This window comes from Sporosarcina sp. JAI121 (genome assembly GCF_013408665.1).
In the GTDB taxonomy this organism is placed as follows: domain Bacteria; phylum Bacillota; class Bacilli; order Bacillales_A; family Planococcaceae; genus Sporosarcina.
Genome location: NZ_JACCCL010000001.1, coordinates 959,680 through 980,302 on the forward strand (window position 1 = coordinate 959,680; position 20,623 = coordinate 980,302).

Genomic DNA, 20,623 nt, shown 5'->3' on the forward strand with positions numbered 1-20,623 from the left:
CGGCTGATGAAGTGACAAGAAAATATCTTGACATCCCTTTTCGCCCATTATATAATCAACATTGTTGTCTTGAGGTGATAGACATGAAATGGTCGATCCATCAATTGCAGAGATACAGACAAGGTGCGATGCCGCTTGACGAAGCTGTCGACCTTGAATCCGTGAAAAAACGGAACCCGGAAATCCGGGATATTACGCCTGTCCGAGTGACCGGAAGTTGTACAATCGGATCCAAGAAATTGGTATGCCGATTCCGGCTCGAAGGTACGATGACATTGCCTTGTTCACGAACATGGGAAGACGTCGAATTACCGTTTTCAATCGAAGCTGATGAACAGTTCAGCTGGGATGAAGAAGTTCTTGCAACAGACGATGAAATTCATCCTGTTGTAGGTGAGGTGATCGATCCAACCCCTGTATTCGAGGAGCTCGTCCTCCTTGAAGTGCCGCTTCAAATTATTAGCGAAAATGCTGACGAAATGCAGCAGGCTGAAGGGAAAGGCTGGTCATACGCGACCGACGAGGAGTACAATGCCAGGCTCCGCGAGGAACTGGAAACGAAAGTGGATCCCAGACTTGCCGATTTGGCAAAATTCTTTGAATCCAAGGACGAATAGGCGATCGTAAGGAGGTGCCCCAGATGGCTGTACCAAAAAGAAGAACATCCAAAACAGTTAAAAACAAGCGCCGTACGCATTATAAATTGCAAGTACCGGGAATGACTACTTGTACTAACTGTGGCGAAATCAAATTGGCTCACCGCATTTGTAAATCATGCGGTCAATACAAAGGAAAAGAAGTTATAGGTGAATAAGTAAGATTTGCCTATGAAGGCTACCGTGAGACCATGGCTCACGGTAGCCTTTTTTCTATATAGAAAAGTTCCAGGGGTCGCCCGGTAGTTTGCGAGCAAGCATACCACAGCCTCCAGGAGGAAAAAGTTCAATTCCTCCCAAATGCCTTATGATCCGAGTGGTTGGCACCAGAAGCTAAACAATGGTAATATCAGGGTAAAACAATTAACGATTGGGGAAATGGACATGTCTTACAGCATAGCTATTGAAAATGGAATCGCCACGTTTACAATCGACCGACCGGAAATGCGTAATGCCATCAATTATGCGGTCATGGAAGGGCTGGAACAATTTCTGAATCAAATTGAAGGAAATCCCGATGTTGCATATACAGTTATAACGGGAGCGGGTGACCGGGCATTCTGTTCGGGAGGGGACTTAACTGAATTCCATTCGTTGCGCACTACGGATGAAGCGTATCCGATGTTAAGCAAAATGGCCGGTCTTTTACACCGAGTGGCTACACTGCCGATGCCTGTGATTGCGCTTGTCAATGGTGCCGCGGTGGGCGGAGGATGCGAAATCGCTACAGCCTGTGATTATCGAATTGTTTCATCGAAAGCGAAAATAGGTTTCATTCAAGGGACGCTGGCCATCACAACGGGCTGGGGCGGCGCCACGCTGCTATTTGAAAAAGATGGCAAGCATGACCGTGTGTTCCGTTTGCTTTCCGAGGCTGGATTACATACGGCACAGCAAATGTTGGAAGCGGAGTGGGCGACCGAGGTTTATGAGGGCACTGCTGAAGAAGGACTGAAACAGTTCCTATCCAAAATGTCAGTTCATCATCCATCTGTCCATCGGGCTTACAAGGCGATTGCCATCCGAAAGTGGACAGCTGATTTCATACGTGACCGAATGATTGAAGAATCACGCCAATGCTCCATTTTATGGGGAGAAGAAGCGCATCATGATGCGGTGAATAACTTTCTGACAAAAAAGTGAATCATAATCTGATCGCCGTCCATGGATTATGCATGGATGGCGATTTTTGTGTGTGAAGGATAAATCGCTTTGGGGTATTGAAAAATCAAAATTAGACTAGTTGAAATGACGTGAAAAAATGTTTTTTTCAGACAAAGGTTGAAATCGCTTTGAAACATCGTATAAACTAAAGAAGGAATGGAAGTTCACATTTTAATAGTCTGGGGGATTATCATGGATAAAATACTGATTGCGAATCGTGGGGAAATCGCACTTAGAATCATAAAGACCTGTAAAAGACTTGGTATCGGCACCATCGCTGTCTATTCGGAAGCGGATGTTGACATGCCGTTTGTGAAAGAAGCGGACGAGGCATTCTTGCTGGGACCTGCACAGGTTCAACAATCATATTTAAAAGCGGACGACATAGTCGAAATCGCGATCCGCGCCGGGGCAACCGCCATTCATCCGGGATATGGACTGCTATCGGAAAACGCGGAATTTGTGCGTAAAGTACAAGCGGCAGGAATTCGATTCATCGGACCTGACGCGGACACAATTGACAAGATGGGGGACAAAATCGGTTCTCGATTGACGATGAAAGCGGCAGGGGTGCCGGTCGTACCTGGAACCGATGAAGGAATCGCTACCTTGGATGATGCCGTGCTTGCCGCAGTTGAAATCGGCTATCCGATTATGCTGAAGGCGAGTGCTGGCGGCGGTGGAATCGGTATGGTTCGCTGTGAAGATGAGCAAGCGCTCAGTCAGCATTTCCAATCAGTTAAGACCCGTGCAAAAGCGTACTTCGGGGATGATGTCGTTTTCCTTGAAAAATTCATAGCGGATGCACGTCATATTGAAGTACAAGTCTTCGGAGATGATTTCGGAAATGTTGTTCATATGTTTGAACGTAATTGTTCAGTGCAACGGCGCAATCAGAAAGTGATTGAAGAATCGCCTTCGCCGCACCTGCCTGAAGAAGCGCGACAACGTCTTTACAAAGCGGCAGTCGACGCGGCGAAAGCCGTTTCCTATAAAAACGCTGGGACAGTCGAATTTATTGTCGATGAAAACAATAACCTTTACTTTCTTGAAATGAATACTAGATTACAAGTCGAGCATCCGGTGACCGAGGAGGTGACGGGATTCGATCTTGTCGAATGGCAAATTGAAGTTGTGAAAGGAAATAAACTTCCGGTGGTAAATCAAGCTGACATAAAGTCGGAAGGTCATGCGATCGAGTTCCGCATTTACGCGGAAGATCCTGTCAAATTCATGCCGTCGCCAGGAACGATCAAGACACTTGACTGGGGAGATACTACCGGAATCCGTGTCGATTCGGGATATGTCGAAGGTGGGAAAGTGACTCCCTTCTATGATCCGCTTATTTCAAAGGTGATTATCCACGCAGCTACTCGGGGAGAAGCAATCCGGAAATCAGAAACATTTCTTTCGAAAGTGGAGATTGACGGATTAAAAACGAACATCCCGTTATTTAATAAATTCCTGAAATCTGAGGAATTCCGGACAGGTGACTATTCAACGTCGGTTTTATCAACATGGGCCGAACAACAAAAGGAGGAAATAACAACATGACTCAAGTGAAATCAACTATGGCGGGTACAGTATTTACAGTGAACGTAACAGAAGGACAAGAAGTAACAGCGGGGCAAGTGGTCATCGTACTTGAATCGATGAAGATGGAAATCCCGGTTGAAGCGGAAGCAGCCGGTAAGATATCAGCCATCAACGTTCAAGTCGGCGATTTTGTCAACGAAGAAGATGTCCTGGTAACGATCGAAGCGTAAGGGAAACGTGTAGAGATATTGGATGAAAGGGGTTATCAAATGACTAAAACGACGGAACAGACAACTTACAACGAAAAACTTGAAGAAAAATTACAAGAGATTTTTGCCGGTGGTCAACCGAAATATCATGAGAAATTAAAGGAACAGAATAAGATATTTGTCCGTGACCGACTGGAACTTCTGTTTGATGAAGGAAAATATACGGAAGACGGCAGGTTTGCGAATTGCGAGGCGGGGGACTTGCCGGCGGACGGCGTCGTTACGGCTATGGGGAAAGTGAACGGCCAGACGGTCTGCGTAATGGCAAATGATTCAACGGTGAAGGCGGGTTCATGGGGCGCCCGAACGGTTGAAAAAATCATCCGAATCCAGGAAATCGCCGAGAAAAACCGTGTACCGATGCTGTATCTGGTTGACTCGGCTGGTGCCCGTATTACAGATCAGCTTGATATGTTCCCGAACCGTCGCGGTGCAGGAAAGATATTCCACAACCAGGTGAGGTTATCGGGTTTCATTCCGCAAATTTGTATTCTGTTCGGTCCTTCTGCTGCGGGTGGCGCATACATACCGGCATTTTGCGATATCGTCATCATGGTGGACGGCAATGCGTCGATGTACTTAGGCTCTCCGCGAATGGCTGAAAAGGTCATTGGTGAAAAAGTGACATTGGAAGAAATGGGCGGCGCGCGGATGCATTGTTCAGTCAGCGGCTGCGGTGACGTCTTAGCGGAAAATGAAGAACAGGCGATTGCGGAAGCGCGTCGTTATTTATCATTTTTCCCTGCGAACTACACGGAGAAGCCGGCTTTGAAAGAAACAGTCGAGGTGAAGGCGGGCAGGACGCTTGAAGCAATCATTCCTGAAAACCAAAATGCGCCTTTCGATATGTATGAAGCGATTGATGCATTGATTGATGAAGGAAGTTTCTTTGATGTTAAAAAGTTGTTTGCGGGAGAAATCATTACAGGTTTGGCCAGAATCGAAGGACAGCCGGTTGGTATCATTGCCAATCAGCCGAAAGTGAAGGGTGGGGTTTTGTTCATTGATTCTGCGGACAAAGCAACAAAGTTCATCAACCTTTGTGATGCATTCTCGATACCGCTTCTGTTTCTTGCGGATGTGCCAGGATTTATGATCGGGACGAAAGTTGAACGTGCAGGAATCATCCGTCATGGCGCGAAGCTGATTATGGCAATGAGCTCGGCGACAGTGCCGAAAATTTCGGTTGTTGTCCGTAAAGCGTATGGGGCGGGTCTATATGCGATGGCAGGTCCTGCGTTTGAACCGGACGTCTGCATTGCGTTGCCGACTGCCCAAATTGCGGTTATGGGACCTGAAGCGGCAGTGAATGCAGTCTATTCGAATAAAATCGAAGCGATTGAAGATCCGAAAGAACGTCTAGCATTCGTGCTGGAAAAACACAAGGAATACAAGGAAGAAATCGATATTTATAAGATGGCGTCCGAACTCATCATTGATGAAATCGTATCACCATCCAGTCTGCGGGAAGTACTTGCAGACAGGTTCCGTTTCTACAGCACAAAAGATATTCCGCAGCCACCGAGAAAACATCCGGTGTATCCTGTATAATCGACTAAAGAACAAAAAGGTCCGCCGGCGTTCAGGCGGGCTTTTTCAATTGGAAGGAGGGGGAACATATGGATGTAATCATAGCAGGAGCCGGTTCGATCGGGCTGCTGATCGGATCGTGTTTGTCTGAAGCGGGAATGGATGTGACATTCTACGTCAGAAGGGAAGGACAGGCGCAACTTATTCGGAAAGAAGGGATTCAGCGCGTCAACCTGGACGGTACAATAGATGTCTTCGAGGTAAAAGCTACAACAGATATTCGAAGTTTATCGACTGCTGCGCTGTGGATTGTTGCAGTCAAATATGCAGGTCTGCGTGACCTCCTTTCAGAAATGCAGAAAGCGCATGTGCATAATCCCGTTCTATTCGTTCAGAATGGAATCGGCCATGTTGAACTTATTAAGAACACTGAATTGCCGCACGTGGCCTTCGCAACTGTGGAGCAGGGAGCGGGGCGTATGGATGACCGCACTGTTTCCCATAACGGCATTGGAATGTTGACGATTGCCGCCGCCCATGGTGCGTCCGGTACATTCGGTTTAATCGGCCGGGCGCATTCGGACATATTCCCCGTGAGTTATCAGGTTGATGGTGAACTGATCTTGATGCGTAAAGTGCTCATCAATTGTATGATCAATCCGTTGACGGCCATTCTTGAAGTGAAAAACGGGGAATTACTGACGAACGATTATTGCATGACGCTCTTTCATACGCTTTATGCAGAATTGATGGATGCCTTCCCGGAGATGAAATCAGTTCTTCCGTTTGAGGCGATAGTGGATGTCTGTAGAAAAACAGCCAGAAATAGGTCTTCGATGCTGACTGACCGTTTAGCAGGGCAGCCGATGGAAATCGAGACGATCATCACAGCGGTTATCCGAAAAGCGCATGAAAGTGCCAAATCGCTGCCGCTTCTTACAACATGTGAACAGATGCTGTATGCCATTGAGAGGAAAGGGGAAAAGTAATGAATGGAGTGTTTTCTGCAGTTGTAGGGACATTCATCCTGTTCCCTTTCATAGTCACAATCCTCTTCCTTATCATCATGAAAAGGATTGGAAGAGCCCCGAAGTCCGTCATGGGGCTAGCGGCAGACGTGACAACACCGTTCCTGTTTATAGGGATTTATGTCATATCTTATACGATATTTGGAATCGGGACGGCATTTTATATTGCGGGGATTGCAATTGTCATTGCCATCATTCTCGCCTTCATCGAACGAGGCGCTGTAAAAGATTTCCGGATTGTACGGCTATTACGGAAAATATGGCGGTTTTACTTCCTTTTCTCAGTGGCCGTCTATCTACTTCTTATAAGCTTCGGAACCGTATTGAAAATCATTGAGTATCTAAAATGAATGGCAGTGTTTTTGTATAAGCGTATATTTTTCAATCCTGCAGCTTGAAATGATATACTCTCTTCATACCGATAGTTACAAAGGGGCATGAATAATGGAATTGGAAGTAATGGCATTACAAGAAAAAAATAAAGTGATGCAATCGTATAATAACGATAAGGAATTCTTACATACGTTTTTTGATTATGAAAATGAAGAGAGCTCCTATCCCGAGAGGCTGAGGGAGCTTGCAGACCGTCCGTTCGAAAGGCGGCGACTTGCAGAAATCATCCGATCATTCATGGAACCTTTTGGAATATCTACGATTGCCGACAAGCATATCGTCGAACTGTCAGAAAATGCTGTCGTATCAATCGGCGGTCAGCAAGCAGGAATTCTGACAGGCCCCCTCTACTCCGTCCACAAAGCGATAACGGTCATCCTACTTGCGAAAAAGCAGAGGGAAGCCCTTGGTGTGCCTGTCGTTCCCGTATTTTGGGTAGCAGGCGAAGATCATGACTTGAATGAAATCAATCATGTCTATACGGAAATGGAAGGTCGCGCGGTGAAACATCAATACCGCGAAAAGTTCGTACTGAAACTGATGGCGTCGGATGCGGAGTACGACAAAAAAATGATGACATCATTCGTCAAAGATATTTTCGGGAAGTTTGGTGAAACCGCCTATACGAAAAATTTGAAGGATGATGTTCTGAAGGCTGTGGAGCTTGAAGATACATTCACGCATTTTTTTGTCAGACTGATGAACGGTCTTTTTAAAGAAGAAGGCCTTTTATTCATCGATTCGGCATTCAAACCGTTGCGGGAACTTGAATCATCTTATTTCGTCCGACTAATTGAAGAGTCTGAACAAATAGCTGAAATGATTTCAAACAAAGAAGAACTGTTTGAACAAAAAGGATACGGTTCACCCCTCGGAACCGAAATTGAGGCTGCAAACCTCTTTTATGTCCATGACACAGGGCGAATTCTTCTATCTAGAAAAGATGGTTATTTCGTGAATGACAGTTCGGGCATCCGGTTTTCAAAAGCTGATTTGTTGCGGATTGCCACTGAAAAACCATGGCTTCTGAGCAATAACGTCGCAACAAGACCGCTTATGCAGGATATGGTTTTCCCTGTCCTTGCCTTCGTGGGTGGTCCCGGCGAGATTGCTTATTGGTCCATCTTGAAAGAGGCGTTTCATCATTTGCATATGAAAATGCCGATTATCGTTCCGCGGATGTCCATGACGCTAGTAACTCCGCAAGTGAAGCATTTGCTCGATGAAAATTCCTTTACGGTTGAAGATGTCATGTCGGGAGGGGTAATTACTGCCCGGGAACAATTCATCAGTGGGTTGAATGATGAACGTTTCGATTCAGTTTTACATGAAACAGAAGAGTTGCTTGGCAAACAGTACGAAAAAATTGCTGAATTCGCCGATAGGCAAGGACCGACGATGCAAGAGTTGCTGCAAAAAAATCTTCGGTTCCATACAAAACAGTTGGACTTTTTGAAAGGAAAGGCGGAAGAGGCGGTATTGTTGAAACATGCTACTGCACTTCGTGCTTTCGGTATATTGGAAGGGGAATTGTTCCCTGATGACGTATTGCAAGAACGGCTTTATCCACCCTATACCTATTTGAATAAGTATGGTCCAACTCTTATACAGGATCTTCTGCGCTTGCCTTTTGAAATGGATGGGACACATAAAATCATCTATCTATAAATGGTTGACCTATAATTACACTCTTGCTTGCACAGTTGTGCGGACAAGGGTGTTTTCTTATGTAGTCAGAAAAATCTCATTGAAACAAGTACTATTGACACATTTTATATGGAAATTGCAATTTATTTGGGAAACTGGTGGAGGAATGTGGGGGGATGTGGTACATTAATTTCATATAGTGGGGTGAAGAGTATGTTCATGGGCGAATATCAGCATACTGTCGATACAAAAGGTCGCCTGATTGTTCCTTCGAAGTTTCGGGAACATTTGGGGGATGGTTTCGTATTGACCCGCGGCCTGGACAATTGTCTCTTCGGTTACCCAATGGATGAATGGAAACGTCTTGAAGAAAAGCTTAAGGCTTTGCCAGTGACGAAAAAAGATGCACGTGCATTTGCAAGGTTTTTCTTTTCCGGTGCCACGGAAGTTGAATTGGACAAGCAAGGGCGCATCAATATTCCGTCATCCTTGCTCCAATACGCAAAAGTTGAAAAAGATTGTGTCGTAATCGGTGTTTCGGGCCGAATTGAAATATGGTCTAAAGCAACGTGGGATGTCTACTATGATGAATCAGAACAATCGTTCAACGATATTGCGGAAAATATTATCGACTTCGATTTTTAAAGGAAATTACTTATTGATGAAAGTGGGCGGTTTCAATTTTTAACCATACAACAGTTTTGCTTCATGAAGCCGTCGAAGGTTTAGCTATAAAACGTGATGGCATATATGTCGATTGCACACTTGGCGGAGCGGGCCACAGCACGGAGATAGCCAAGAAATTATCTCCGGAAGGTAGACTTATCTGCTTCGATCAGGATATAACAGCGATTGAGGTTGCAAAAGAACGATTGAAGGATTATCTTTCTCAAGTGACATTTGTCCATTCTAATTTCAGGAATTTGAAAGCGGAACTGGAAAAGATCGGCGTTTCGTCTGTCGACGGCATTCTTTACGATTTAGGAGTATCATCACCGCAGCTCGATACACCCGAACGGGGATTTAGCTATAATCATGAAGCTCCGCTTGATATGCGAATGGATATGGACGCTCCGTTAACTGCACATGACGTCGTTAACGACTGGTCGTATGAAGACTTGGTCCGAATCTTTTTCCGCTACGGCGAAGAAAAGTTTTCAAAAAGAGTTGCACGTAAAATTGAAGAAGCACGTCAGCTGTCTCCTATCGAGACGACTGCAGAACTTGCAGAACTGATCAAGTCGAGTATTCCGGCCGCAACGAGACGGACGGGGGGACATCCTGCAAAAAGGGTATTCCAGGCAATACGGATTGCGGTGAACGATGAACTTGGTGCTGCCGAGGACTCTTTAATGGATGCGATTACATTACTAAATCCGGGAGGGCGTATTAGTGTTATCACGTTCCATTCACTGGAAGATCGACTTTGTAAAACGATTTTTAAGGAAGCATCTTCATTACCTGAACTTCCGCCGAATTTACCTGTAATCCCGGAAGGTATGGAACCAATTTTGAAATTAGTAACAAGAAAACCGATAATACCGAGCGAAATAGAGATAGAAGAGAATAAGCGGGCAAGATCCGCAAAACTAAGAATCGCCGAAAAAAGGTGAAAGGGGAAATGTGTGAATGGCACTAGAACAGAGAAATTTCCAGTCGACATATGTACGCGAACTCGAAACACCTGAAGCTCCGAGGAAACAGCCTCGAATACGGCCTTCTCGAAAAGTATTTTCTGTCGGGGAGAAATTCTTATTCGTGCTGTTTTCAACAATCCTTGTCCTTTTCTCAACAATGATTTTACATACACAAGCACAAATTAATGACACTAACAGGGAAGTGCAATTGATAGGAAATGAGATTACGGAAACGTCAAAACAAAATATGGAATTGTCCATCCAAGTAAAAGAAAAATCCACATATGAACGTATATGGGAGAAAGCGAAGGAACTTGGCTTGAATCCGAACGAGAACAACGTAAAGGTCGTGCCTGGACGATGAAAAAAAAGTTTCGATTCCAATGGGGAGCCTTTCTGATGTTTTTGGTATACGGAGGGCTCTTTTTCCTTTTGTTCGGAAGAATACTATTCATCCAAGTTACGGGGCAAGCGGAAGGAAAAGTGATGGCAACTCTAGCCGAGGCGAAATACTCGAGGGAATCGGTATTGAAAGCGGATCGCGGAACGATTGTCGACCGTAAAGGCGAGTTGATTGCATCCGATACGCTGAGTTACAGACTTATTGCCGTATTGAGTGCAGGTGCAAGTAAAGGGTCAAAAAAACAATTGCATATCACCGATTATGAAAAAACAGCCGATGTGCTCGCCGAATACATTCCGCTTGAAAGAGATGCGATCCTCTCCCGCTTGACTGAAGCGGCAGAAGGTGGGAAATATCAAGTGGAGTTTGGAAATGCCGGCCGGGATATCAGCAATGAGACCGTCTTAGCGATTAAAAAGAAAAAGCTTCCGGGCGTTCTTTTCATCGAAGACAAAAAACGCTATTATCCAAACGGAGTTTTTGCCTCGTATTTAATCGGTTTTGCGATGAAGGAAGAAGATGGCAAAGGAAATGTTTCCACAGTCGGTAAAATGGGGCTCGAAAAAACGTATAATAAAGAATTGAATGGAACAGATGGCAAAGTGAATTTTAAATCGGACGGCTTCGGATTCATGTTACCGAAAGCCGATAAAGCGGTTGTCGCTGCACAAGACGGTTATGAAATCCAACTGACCCTCGATAAGACCATTCAAAACTTTGTGGAAGATGCGATGAATCGAGTGGAAAAGGAATATTCACCGAAAAAGATATTGGCTGTTGTAGCGAATCCGAAAACCGGGGAGATACTGGCAATGAGTCAACGTCCCGCGTTTCATCCATCCACTCGTGAAGGGCTTACGGAGAACTGGTTGAATCAGGCAGTGGAAACGACAATTGAACCGGGTTCAACAACTAAAATGTTTACAGTAGCCGCAGCGATTGAAGAGAAGAAGTGGATTCCAACTGATTATTATAAATCTGGGCAGTATACAATTTTTGGTGATACAATACGTGATCATAATATTACAGGGTGGGGCTATATTTCATTTCTGGAAGGTTTTCAACGCTCCTCTAACGTATCAATGGCCTATTTACTGGAACGAATGGGTGATAAAAAATATATGGAGTATTTTCGGAGGTTCGGATTCGGAGAAAAGACCGGGATTGACTTACCCCATGAAGCAGCGGGAAAAATTCTCGACACATATCCGATTGAACGGCTAACGACTGCATTCGGTCAAGGTTCAACTGTAACGCTGATGCAGATGGTACAAGCCGCTACAGCAATTGCCAACGACGGCGTCATGATGAGACCTTATGTGATTGATAAAATTACCAATCCTAATACCGGTGAAATTATTCGGGATCAAAAACCGGAGGAACATGGGAACCCGATTTCTGCCGAAACAGCAAAGCAAGTTAGAGAATTGCTAGCTTCGACCGTCACTTCGGAAAAGGGGACAGGTAGAAAGTTCGCCCTCAATGGCTATACGGTTGGCGGTAAGACGGGGACAGCAGAAATACCCGACTCTTCTGGAAGGTATTTAAAAGGGAATGGGAATTATCTCTATTCTTTCCTTGGCATGGCACCCGCAGAAGAACCTCAGCTGTTGACGTATGTCCTTGTGCAACAGCCGAAACTGAAAGCAGGTGAAATCGGTTCGGATGCTGTTTCAAAATTATTCAATTCTATCATGGATAACAGTTTGCGCTATATGAACATCATTCCCACTGGAGATGACATCATTGAGCCGACGGTCCTCCGCGACTATACTGGAAAGGATTCGGCTGAAGCAATCGCAAAATTGAAGGAGGATGGTTTCATTCCTGAAATCCTCGGTGAGGGTGGGGACATCACCAACCAATATCCGCAAGCCGGAACGAAGCTAGTGGAGGGTTCAATCGTTTTATTGCAGACAAAAGGCGTGACTACGCTTCCTGACTTCACCGGGTGGTCGAAAAAAATGATGCTTTCGTATAAAATGTTATCCGGTCTTGATATACGTATTAACGGCGATGGCTACGTTACTGAACAAAGCTTGTCAAAAGGGTCCTTAATCAGAAAAGATGAGCCAGTAGTCATTCATTTGGAACCGCCTTCTGAAATCTATAAACCCGTTGAAGAAAGCGATGAAGAGGAAAGCATTGTAGGCGGTTAACGAATACGAATCCTCGTCACATCATACGTTGATAGAAAAACGAGAGGTGTGTAACCGCTGCGGACGATTATTAAGTTACAATCAAAAAAAAGGCTACGGGCGGTATTTGTTATTTTTCTTATCTGTCTTGCAATGGTTGTTGCAAAGCTATTTCATGTGCAAATCATCAAACATGACTTGCTGAAAGGACGCGCGGAAGCAAACTGGGATAGAGAAATCCCATTTGGCGGGATGCGCGGAAATATAGTCGATCGGTATGGTGATTTGATTGTCGGCAATAGACTAGCGCCGACACTGTATTTCATGCCATCCCAAAATCGTGAAGTGAAAAGTGCGGCGACTGCGCTGGCAAAAATTCTAGAAGTCGACGCTACTAAACTGGAAGAGAAAATGGCGCAAAGGGAAGTTATGGTTAAATTGGCGCCCGAGGGAAAAAATATTACGAAAGAGCAGGCGGATGAAATCGCACGACTCCAAATAGATGGATTGTATACGGGGGTTGATTTTGTCAGGGATTATCCGAATGGAGAGCTGTTATCTAGATTGATAGGCTTTACGGGATATGATAGTCAGGGACTAGCGGGTATTGAATACGCATATGACGAAATTCTGCAGGGTACGGGCGATAATATTCGATTGTATACAGATGCAAAAGGGATCCCGCTTCCCCACGTAGACGACGGTTTTAAGACCGGGAAAAAGGGTGCCAATGTTGAGCTGACGATCGATTTACGCATGCAGGAAATAGTGGAGCGGGAATTATCGCAAGCTATGGAAAAATACGACGCAGCCCAAGCACTTGCAATCGTCATGAACCCGAAAACGGGCGAATTGCTGTCACTTGCTTCCGCCCCGACATTTCACCCGTCTGAATATCAAAATGTGGATCCGAGTATTTATAATCGGAACTTGCCCGTCTGGATGACATTTGAACCGGGCTCGACATTCAAAATTCTAACGCTCGCTGCGGGACTTGAAGAAAAAGTCATTGATCTTCATAAAGAGCATTTTTATGATCCGGGCTATGTAATGATTGCGAAAGCTAGACTGCGCTGTTGGAAAAGAGAAGGTCACAAGGATCAGACCTTCCTCGAAGTCGTTGAGAATTCGTGCAATCCGGGATTTGTTGAAATCGGACAACGATTAGGACCAGAAAAGTTAAATAAATACATCAAGGACTTCGGTTTCGGCGTATCGACCGGCTCAGGTATTGCGGGCGAGTCAAAAGGAATTCTTTTTTCCGAAAAAGCTTTTGGTCCTGTGGAGCAAGCGACAACTGCATTCGGTCAAGGAATATCAGTAACCCCGATTCAACAAGTTCAAGCTGTTGCCGCTGCGATAAACGGCGGATATCTATATCGTCCGTATATCGTGAAAGAAATATTGGACGATAAAGGAAAGACGCTTCAATCGTTCGAACCTGATATGCAGCGGCAGGTCATCAGTGAAGAAACATCGAAGCAAGTGCGGGAAGCACTTGAATCAGTGGTGGCGAATGGTTCCGGGCGTAACGCGTTTACAGATGGGCTACGTGTTGGCGGAAAGACCGGGACTGCGCAAAAAGTTGTCGATGGTGCTTATAAAGATGGTGATTATATCGTTTCATTCATCGGATTCGCACCGGCGGATGACCCCGAGCTACTAGTTTATCTTGCGATTGACAGCCCGAAAAACTCAGTTCAGTTCGGCGGGGTTATAGCCGCGCCTATCGTAGGACGGATAATGGAAGAAATTGCACCGCTGGCAGGTGTCACGAACAGGGAAGGGCAAATTGAAAAGGAATACCGGTGGGGAGATCCACTGACTCATAGAGTTCCCGACCTTACGGGAATGACAAAAGGGAAAATCACCACTCAATTATATACGTATCGAATTGAATGGCACGGTTCCGGTGAAAAGGTGAAATATCAGTTGCCGGCCGCTGATACATTGATTACGATTGATGATGTAATCCACGTTTATACTGACTAAAACATTTAAATGCAAAGTCTGATACAAGGCATCAAGTGAGGCCTTATCAGAAGTTAGAAGGAGAATAAATCATGACACTCGGCACGACATTGACGGCCATTGGGGTCGCGTTCATCATTTCAACAATATTGGGGTTTGGAATTATCCCCGCTCTCAGGAGATTGAAGTTTGGGCAGAGCATCCGGGAAGAAGGCCCGAAAACCCATCAGAAAAAGGCGGGTACACCTACAATGGGCGGGCTTATTTTTATCGGTTCCATCATCATTTCAACGCTCGCCCTTTCATACATATTCGGTGTGCTGACAACACAGACGATTGTCCTGTTGCTCGTTCTAATCGGTTTTGGTGTCATCGGATTTTTAGATGATTTTATTATCGTTGTACTAAAAAGGAACTTGGGGCTAACGTCCATTCAAAAGCTGATTGGGCAAATCATTGTTGCAGTTGCAGCATTTTTCCTTCTGAAACTGGGACCGTTCGATACTGCGGTTCAAATTCCATTCACTGATTTTAAAGTCGAGCTTGGTGTATTCTACGTAGCCTTTCTTATTTTTTGGCTGGTCGGATTTTCCAACGCTGTGAATTTATCGGATGGGTTGGATGGACTGGTGGCAGGAACATCATCCATCGCATTTGCAGCATTTGGCGTCCATGCACTTGTTTACGGACAACATGATATTGCAGTCTTTGCTTTTGTGGTGACAGGAGCAATGCTTGGCTTCCTCGTCTTCAATGTCAAGCCCGCCAAGGTTTTCATGGGAGATACGGGATCATTGGCTTTGGGTGGAGCACTTGCGATGATTTCCGTGCTGATAAAACAAGAATTCCTTCTTGTCATCATCGGGATAGTCTATGTCATTGAAACGCTTTCAGTTATCATTCAGGTGATCAGTTTTAAAACGACAGGAAAACGGGTATTTAAGATGAGTCCCATTCACCATCATTTCGAATTATCTGGCTGGTCCGAATGGAAAATCGTTATTGTTTTTTGGGGAATCGCATTTTTCGCAGCAATTCTCCCTGTCTTGCTGGAGGTGATGTAAGTGAAGAATGCAAAACAATTTAACGGTATGAAAGTATTGGTTCTCGGTCTTGCGAAAAGTGGCTTTGCGGCGTCGAAGTTGCTACATGCGGCGGGAGCGTCAGTGACTGTCAATGACGCATCACCGGATCATGGCAATGAAGCTGCCGCGGTGCTCCGTTCGGAAGGCATCCGTGTTATTTGCGGCGGTCACCCCGCCGGTATTCTGGAAGATGGATTTGATTTCATTGTGAAAAATCCTGGTATCCCGTACAGTAACCCCGTTGTAGCGGAAGCGCTCGGTAAGGGAATCCCCGTTTGGACAGAAATAGAGCTGACATCCAGGATTAGTGAAGCGCCGATCGTCGGGATAACGGGGTCCAATGGTAAAACGACAACTACCACATTGCTGTACCATATGCTTAATATCGGTGGAAAACAGCCACTAATCGCAGGGAACATCGGAACCGTCTCCTGTACGGTTGCCGAAACAGCGACAAAAGAAAATGTCATTGTCCTGGAAGCATCGTCATTCCAACTTATGGGGACGGAAACTTTCCGACCTGACATTGCCATCTGGACAAATTTGTATGACTCACATCTCGATTATCACGGGACTTCGGAAGCGTACGCTGAAGCGAAATATGAAATCACCAAAAATCAAACACAAGACGATTACCTCATCTACAATGACGATCAGCCTGAACTCCGTAAGCATGCGCTACGTTCTTCTGCCGTCAAGATTCCATTCTCACTGACCGGGATGAAGGAAAATGGTATATCAGCTGATAATAAGCAAATTTACTGGAACGGGGAACCTTATGTAAAACGAACCGTCATCAAGTTACCGGGACAGCACAATCTTGAAAATATTTTAGCGGCGACAGCAGCTGCCATCCTTTTGGGTTGTGATAAAACGGCAATTGAAAATGTTCTAAGTTCCTTCACGGGTGTCCGGCATCGGATGCAATTCGTCAAGGAATTGAATGGACGTAGGTTTTACAATGATTCGAAAGCAACGAATACACTGGCTACAAAAAGTGCACTCGCTGCATTCGATGGACCGACTATCCTGATTGCCGGCGGATTAGACCGAGGGCATTCATTCGAAGAACTAAGACCTTATATGGGCAATGTGCATAAAGTAGTTGCTGTTGGAGAGACCGCAAATAGGTTTTCAGAATTTGCAAAGTCATGTGGCGTTTCGACGGTCCTTACTGCCGCTGATGTGAAAGATGCCGTACAAAAAGTCTATCCGCTCACTGCGGAGGGGGATATCATCCTCTTGTCGCCGTCCTGTGCAAGCTGGGATCAATACCCTGATTTCGAAATCAGGGGAGATCGGTTCATAGAAGCGGTCATGGAATTATAAGTTTTGAAGCGAACGGCAGAAGTTCAGTCCATTTGATAAATAATCCTTAATCGATTCAGCAAATTTGCGGAAGGATGCGTTCACTGGAAACAAAGTTGAAAATATCATTTATCATTTCTGCCGTGGCGCTGTCACTCATCGGATTGGCTTTTGTCCATTCCGCCGGTTCATACTGGGGTGCGGTCCATTATGCGGATACCTCCTCCTTCATCGTCAAACAGGGCATTTATATGGCAGTGTCCATTGGTATTGCCCTTATCATCATGAAAAGCCCGTTGACATCACATCCGAAAACATGGACGGCATTCTATATCATTACGATTCTGATGCTCGTCGCAGTTCTCATACCTGGTATCGGGGCAGTCCGGAACGGTTCCCAAAGCTGGATTGCTTTCGGACCGTTCAGTATCCAGCCTGCCGAGTTCATCAAAGTTGCATTGATCGGGAAACTTGCATGTAGCATAGATCAAAACCGCGGTAAAGGTGTTTTCCGGCTGAGTCATTTCGGATTGATTCTTCTTCCCGCGGCACTCATCATGCTGCAGCCGGATCTTGGTTCTGCTGTCATCATGATCGTCTCCGCTTTCGTCATTTTGTTCATAGCCGGATACCCGTTGCGTTTCTTCGCGTTTCTAGGATTGGCCGGGGTTGGTGGTTTCGTTGCGTTGATTGCTGCGGCACCATACAGGTTGGATCGTATTAAATCTTATATCGATCCATGGAATGATCCGCTCGGTACCGGCTTTCAGGCGATTCAGTCGCTGTTCGCCATTGCGCCTGGAGGATTGGTCGGTCATGGTTATGGGAATAGCCGTCAGAAGTATCTTTATTTACCGGAGCCCCAAAATGATTTCATCTTCTCGATCATCGCGGAAGAATCGGGTTTCATCGGCGCAACAATCGTTATAGTACTTTTCGCAGTCTTATTGGCGTCGACTTTCGGGATTGCGATCAGGACGAAGGGCTTTTATGCATTTCTGATGGTAGCGGGAATGGGATCAATGATTGTTTTTCAAACGTTCTTGAACGTAGGTGTTGTTTCCGGATTGTTGCCTGTAACAGGTGTCACATTACCATTTATTAGCTACGGGGGCTCGTCGCTGATGACGACATGGATAGCGGCCGGAACAATTATGCATTTTACAGTCGGAAAAAAGTCGGGATGATAAAGGAGGGGCCGAAATGGACAAAGTCATCGATATTGAAGAACGGATTCCATCGATGCGGGAGAAGCGCCGCAGGAAAACGAATAAAAAATTCCTGTTCATGTTGACGGTGTTCATCACGGCGCTCCTGTTCATCCTTTATTTTCAATCACCGCTCAGTAAAGTAGAGGAGATTATCGTGAATGGCGCGGTTCTTCATGAGCCCGATTTCTATAAGGATCGGAGCGGTTTATCGGCGGACAAGTCCATTTGGAGCTTCAATGCGGGAGATGTCGAGCAGACACTTGGTAAAATTGAAGGTGTACAGAAAGTTTCGGTGTCACGGAAATGGTTCAGGGACGTCGAAATTGACATTACGGAATGGAAGACCGTAGCTTACTTTGAAGATCGGGGACAGTACAGTCTGCTGTTGGAAAGCGGGGAGACGTTTCAGGACACCCTATCACTGCCGGAAGCCGATTCGCCAGTTTTAAACAATTTCAAAACGTCAAAACTGCGGAAGCGGATGACTAAACAATTAGTGAAAATGGATGATGATGTTTTCCACTCAATCTCGGAAATCATTTTCGAAGGTGACGAGGAAAGTTCGGATAGTATTACGGTTTATATGGATGACGGGTTTGAAGTTCGGGCATTCATTTCCACATTCGCGGAAAAAATGTCTTATTATCCCGACATTACCGCACAATTAGATGGCTATGAGAAAGGTGTTATAGACATGGAAGTCGGTACTTTTTTCACTCCTTTCAGCAAAGTTTACGGGTTAATGGAGGAGGAGGATCCGGTTGACGAAGAAAGTGAGGAATGACTATAAAAGGAGGGGCAGAAGCATTCTTTTTTCCGTCGTCTTTCTCGTACTCGGCTTCATTCTCGCATTTTCTTACAGGACCCTCGGAATAAATCAGGAGGCCAATACTGTTAAACCCTCCCATTTCATTCAGGAAGAGGACTATCGGGAAATGTTAATAAGCCAGCAAGAACGAAATAAGGAACTGACGGATGAAATCGCCGCCAAGCAGGAAGAGATACGTGAGTATGAACGTTCTTTCTCCACAGGGAAGAAAAATCATGCCGGTCTCGTTGAAGAAGCAAAAGATCTCCGCTTGCTGCTTGGCGTAATCCCGGCTGTTGGACAAGGCGTCAAGGTTACGTTGAAGGATGCCGATTATGATCCGGTTGAGCAGAACCCGAACGATTATATTGTCCATGAAAGCCATATTCTTCGGATTGTCAACGAATTGAGAATCTCCGGAGCACAGGGGTTAGCGATAAACGGACAAAGAATAACGTCAAACTCCCATATACAATGCACGGGTCCAGTCATTACAGTCGATGGGAAAACTTTTCCGGCACCATTCGTGATAGAAGCGGTTGGTGATATGAATGTCCTGTCTTCCGCCCTGCATTTAAAAGGCGGAGTGGTCGATAGCTTGATCCGTGATAATATCGTGGTTACGACAGAACAATCAAAAGATATCCGCTTATCGGCTTTGCGGGATGAAAGTTGAATATCGGCATGGGAGGGTAGGCGGATGAAAAAAACGATACATTGGAAATTTACATTGATTCTGCTCCTTGTCGGGTTTATGACCGCCGTCCAATTCAATTCGATGAAAAATCCTGAAAAACGGGATACACGTGACGTCTGGGCGATCCGCCAAGACTTGGCTACTGAAAAGCAGATTCACTCCGAGATGCTGTCTGAAATTCGTGAGCTCGACAAGACGATACTTACATACAGATCGTTGAATGATGAAAACACAGGCAGGGCCCTTGCCCAAACGGTGGACAAGCTACACCGTCAAGCCGGCGTTACGGATATTGAAGGACCCGGCATTGTCATCAAGGTCGAGCCCTCAGCGGAAAGTGCAGCGTTAGGTATCCCTATCACCGGGATTTCGCCGGAACTGCTCACACGTTTTGTTAATGAGTTGAATCGTTTTAAAGGACTCATTTTTGAAATTGATGGTAAACGGTATACGATTTTAAGTTCAATCAGGGATATAAATGGAATGACGACCGTGAATGGACTGAACGTTTCAACGCCTCCTTTCACAATGAAAATCGTTTCCCCGACATTTGCGGACAGTGAAAAGTTGTACAGTTATTTAGCAGCTTCCACGATTCATGATGATTTTTATCTGGATGATTTAATCCTTGAAGTTGGAAAACCCAAACAGGCGGTGGAAATCCGCGGCTACTCCGACAGGATTGAAAATCAATTTTTAAAGGAATTGCCGAAAGGGGAATAACTTATGTGGTTACCTTTACTCGGGCTTGCGCTTGGGGTTTCGCTAGGTCTGTTATCAGACATCCAAATTCCGCAAATCTATGATAATTACTTATCGATTGCCGTACTAGCCGCTCTCGACACTCTTTTCGGAGGCATCAGGGCTTACTTGCAGCAAGTGTACGACGATAAGGTATTCATCTCCGGATTCTTCTTTAATATCGCACTAGCGGCCGCACTGGCGTTTCTGGGTGTGCATCTGGGTGTGGACTTGTACTTGGCTGCAATATTTGCATTCGGTGTCAGGTTATTCCAGAACATTGCTGTTATCAGAAGGATCATGCTTGTGAAATGGACAGAAAAAGGCAAGGTTTCAAATACAAATGAACCTTAATGAAGGGGTTTGAGCAAGAGATGTCGAAAATATTTAGACAATACGCT

Annotated in this window: 21 protein-coding genes; all 21 read left to right on the forward strand. The window is 45.3% G+C overall.

The features are described 5' to 3' along the window. The first annotated feature begins 83 nt into the window (after window positions 1-83). The 21 genes from HDC33_RS04490 to HDC33_RS04590 all read left to right on the forward strand — a co-directional run bounded on the left by HDC33_RS04490 (window position 84) and on the right by HDC33_RS04590 (window position 20,576). The gene (locus tag HDC33_RS04490; RefSeq protein WP_179391302.1) at window positions 84-617 is read left to right on the forward strand and encodes a YceD family protein; all 534 of its coding nucleotides are present in this window, start codon (window positions 84-86) and stop codon (window positions 615-617) included. Window positions 618-640: 23 nt separating this feature from the next. Continuing rightward, window positions 641-814 carry a 50S ribosomal protein L32 gene (gene rpmF / locus HDC33_RS04495; protein ID WP_179391303.1) on the forward strand — a complete coding sequence of 58 codons (174 nt, stop codon included), beginning with the start codon at window positions 641-643 and terminating at the stop codon, window positions 812-814. Window positions 815-1,040: 226 nt separating this feature from the next. Further along, a complete protein-coding gene (locus HDC33_RS04500; protein ID WP_179391304.1) occupies window positions 1,041-1,799 on the forward strand; it encodes an enoyl-CoA hydratase/isomerase family protein in 759 nt (252 codons plus the stop codon). Window positions 1,800-2,012: 213 nt separating this feature from the next. After that, a complete protein-coding gene (locus HDC33_RS04505) occupies window positions 2,013-3,374 on the forward strand; it encodes an acetyl-CoA carboxylase biotin carboxylase subunit (protein WP_179391305.1) in 1,362 nt (453 codons plus the stop codon). Continuing rightward, window positions 3,371-3,586: an acyl-CoA carboxylase biotin carboxyl carrier protein subunit gene (locus tag HDC33_RS04510; protein ID WP_179391306.1), complete on the forward strand. Its 216-nt coding sequence runs from the start codon at window positions 3,371-3,373 to the stop codon at window positions 3,584-3,586. The genes HDC33_RS04505 and HDC33_RS04510 overlap by 4 nt, the downstream gene beginning before the upstream one ends. Before the next feature lie 39 nt (window positions 3,587-3,625). Next, a complete protein-coding gene (locus HDC33_RS04515; RefSeq protein WP_179391307.1) occupies window positions 3,626-5,176 on the forward strand; it encodes an acyl-CoA carboxylase subunit beta in 1,551 nt (516 codons plus the stop codon). A gap of 68 nt (window positions 5,177-5,244) precedes the next feature. Next, on the forward strand, window positions 5,245-6,144 hold the full coding sequence (locus HDC33_RS04520; protein WP_179391308.1) for a ketopantoate reductase family protein: 900 nt from the start codon (window positions 5,245-5,247) through the stop codon (window positions 6,142-6,144). Then, window positions 6,144-6,533 (forward strand): DUF3397 family protein, encoded by a 390-nt coding sequence (locus HDC33_RS04525; protein WP_179391309.1) that lies wholly within the window; start codon window positions 6,144-6,146, stop codon window positions 6,531-6,533. Before HDC33_RS04520 ends, HDC33_RS04525 begins: the two co-directional genes overlap by 1 nt. A 94-nt stretch (window positions 6,534-6,627) precedes the next feature. Further along, window positions 6,628-8,244, forward strand: a complete 1,617-nt coding sequence (bshC, locus tag HDC33_RS04530) for a bacillithiol biosynthesis cysteine-adding enzyme BshC (RefSeq protein WP_179391310.1) — start codon at window positions 6,628-6,630, stop codon at window positions 8,242-8,244. Between the two features lie 192 nt (window positions 8,245-8,436). Next, window positions 8,437-8,868 (forward strand): division/cell wall cluster transcriptional repressor MraZ, encoded by a 432-nt coding sequence (mraZ, locus tag HDC33_RS04535; RefSeq protein WP_179391311.1) that lies wholly within the window; start codon window positions 8,437-8,439, stop codon window positions 8,866-8,868. Between the two features lie 35 nt (window positions 8,869-8,903). Beyond that, on the forward strand, window positions 8,904-9,836 hold the full coding sequence (gene rsmH, locus HDC33_RS04540; RefSeq protein ID WP_179392626.1) for a 16S rRNA (cytosine(1402)-N(4))-methyltransferase RsmH: 933 nt from the start codon (window positions 8,904-8,906) through the stop codon (window positions 9,834-9,836). A 16-nt stretch (window positions 9,837-9,852) separates the two neighbouring features. Then, window positions 9,853-10,224 (forward strand): cell division protein FtsL, encoded by a 372-nt coding sequence (gene ftsL, locus HDC33_RS04545; protein WP_179391312.1) that lies wholly within the window; start codon window positions 9,853-9,855, stop codon window positions 10,222-10,224. Between the two features lie 35 nt (window positions 10,225-10,259). Beyond that, on the forward strand, window positions 10,260-12,422 hold the full coding sequence (locus tag HDC33_RS04550) for a penicillin-binding protein (RefSeq protein WP_179391313.1): 2,163 nt from the start codon (window positions 10,260-10,262) through the stop codon (window positions 12,420-12,422). A 57-nt stretch (window positions 12,423-12,479) separates the two neighbouring features. After that, the gene (locus tag HDC33_RS04555; protein WP_483315872.1) at window positions 12,480-14,393 is read left to right on the forward strand and encodes a penicillin-binding transpeptidase domain-containing protein; all 1,914 of its coding nucleotides are present in this window, start codon (window positions 12,480-12,482) and stop codon (window positions 14,391-14,393) included. Between the two features lie 71 nt (window positions 14,394-14,464). Further along, window positions 14,465-15,436 carry a phospho-N-acetylmuramoyl-pentapeptide-transferase gene (mraY, locus tag HDC33_RS04560; RefSeq protein WP_179391315.1) on the forward strand — a complete coding sequence of 324 codons (972 nt, stop codon included), beginning with the start codon at window positions 14,465-14,467 and terminating at the stop codon, window positions 15,434-15,436. Continuing rightward, on the forward strand, window positions 15,437-16,786 hold the full coding sequence (gene murD / locus HDC33_RS04565; protein ID WP_179391316.1) for a UDP-N-acetylmuramoyl-L-alanine--D-glutamate ligase: 1,350 nt from the start codon (window positions 15,437-15,439) through the stop codon (window positions 16,784-16,786). It begins immediately after the preceding gene. Window positions 16,787-16,860: 74 nt separating this feature from the next. Beyond that, window positions 16,861-17,952 carry a putative lipid II flippase FtsW gene (gene ftsW / locus HDC33_RS04570; RefSeq protein WP_179391317.1) on the forward strand — a complete coding sequence of 364 codons (1,092 nt, stop codon included), beginning with the start codon at window positions 16,861-16,863 and terminating at the stop codon, window positions 17,950-17,952. Between the two features lie 16 nt (window positions 17,953-17,968). Beyond that, the gene (locus tag HDC33_RS04575; RefSeq protein ID WP_179391318.1) at window positions 17,969-18,760 is read left to right on the forward strand and encodes a cell division protein FtsQ/DivIB; all 792 of its coding nucleotides are present in this window, start codon (window positions 17,969-17,971) and stop codon (window positions 18,758-18,760) included. Continuing rightward, the gene (locus tag HDC33_RS04580; RefSeq protein WP_179391319.1) at window positions 18,738-19,460 is read left to right on the forward strand and encodes a DUF881 domain-containing protein; all 723 of its coding nucleotides are present in this window, start codon (window positions 18,738-18,740) and stop codon (window positions 19,458-19,460) included. Before HDC33_RS04575 ends, HDC33_RS04580 begins: the two co-directional genes overlap by 23 nt. Window positions 19,461-19,484: 24 nt before the next feature. Continuing rightward, the gene (locus tag HDC33_RS04585; protein WP_179391320.1) at window positions 19,485-20,204 is read left to right on the forward strand and encodes a DUF881 domain-containing protein; all 720 of its coding nucleotides are present in this window, start codon (window positions 19,485-19,487) and stop codon (window positions 20,202-20,204) included. A gap of 3 nt (window positions 20,205-20,207) precedes the next feature. Beyond that, complete coding sequence (locus HDC33_RS04590; protein WP_179391321.1) at window positions 20,208-20,576, forward strand: small basic family protein; 369 nt, start codon at window positions 20,208-20,210, stop codon at window positions 20,574-20,576. Window positions 20,577-20,623: the final 47 nt, after the last annotated feature.

Excerpts from the sequence above, each read along its gene's own strand:
- HDC33_RS04490 (WP_179391302.1), top strand. The coding sequence starts at position 84 with ATGAAATGGTCGATCCATCAATTGCAGAGATACAGACAAGGTGCGATG.
- rpmF (WP_179391303.1), top strand. The coding sequence starts at position 641 with ATGGCTGTACCAAAAAGAAGAACATCCAAAACAGTTAAAAACAAGCGC.
- HDC33_RS04500 (WP_179391304.1), top strand. The coding sequence starts at position 1,041 with ATGTCTTACAGCATAGCTATTGAAAATGGAATCGCCACGTTTACAATC.
- HDC33_RS04505 (WP_179391305.1), top strand. The coding sequence starts at position 2,013 with ATGGATAAAATACTGATTGCGAATCGTGGGGAAATCGCACTTAGAATC.
- HDC33_RS04510 (WP_179391306.1), top strand. The coding sequence starts at position 3,371 with ATGACTCAAGTGAAATCAACTATGGCGGGTACAGTATTTACAGTGAAC.
- HDC33_RS04515 (WP_179391307.1), top strand. The coding sequence starts at position 3,626 with ATGACTAAAACGACGGAACAGACAACTTACAACGAAAAACTTGAAGAA.
- HDC33_RS04520 (WP_179391308.1), top strand. The coding sequence starts at position 5,245 with ATGGATGTAATCATAGCAGGAGCCGGTTCGATCGGGCTGCTGATCGGA.
- HDC33_RS04525 (WP_179391309.1), top strand. The coding sequence starts at position 6,144 with ATGAATGGAGTGTTTTCTGCAGTTGTAGGGACATTCATCCTGTTCCCT.
- bshC (WP_179391310.1), top strand. The coding sequence starts at position 6,628 with ATGGAATTGGAAGTAATGGCATTACAAGAAAAAAATAAAGTGATGCAA.
- mraZ (WP_179391311.1), top strand. The coding sequence starts at position 8,437 with ATGTTCATGGGCGAATATCAGCATACTGTCGATACAAAAGGTCGCCTG.
- ftsL (WP_179391312.1), top strand. The coding sequence starts at position 9,853 with ATGGCACTAGAACAGAGAAATTTCCAGTCGACATATGTACGCGAACTC.
- HDC33_RS04550 (WP_179391313.1), top strand. The coding sequence starts at position 10,260 with ATGTTTTTGGTATACGGAGGGCTCTTTTTCCTTTTGTTCGGAAGAATA.
- mraY (WP_179391315.1), top strand. The coding sequence starts at position 14,465 with ATGACACTCGGCACGACATTGACGGCCATTGGGGTCGCGTTCATCATT.
- ftsW (WP_179391317.1), top strand. The coding sequence starts at position 16,861 with ATGCGTTCACTGGAAACAAAGTTGAAAATATCATTTATCATTTCTGCC.
- HDC33_RS04575 (WP_179391318.1), top strand. The coding sequence starts at position 17,969 with ATGGACAAAGTCATCGATATTGAAGAACGGATTCCATCGATGCGGGAG.
- HDC33_RS04585 (WP_179391320.1), top strand. The coding sequence starts at position 19,485 with ATGAAAAAAACGATACATTGGAAATTTACATTGATTCTGCTCCTTGTC.
- HDC33_RS04590 (WP_179391321.1), top strand. The coding sequence starts at position 20,208 with ATGTGGTTACCTTTACTCGGGCTTGCGCTTGGGGTTTCGCTAGGTCTG.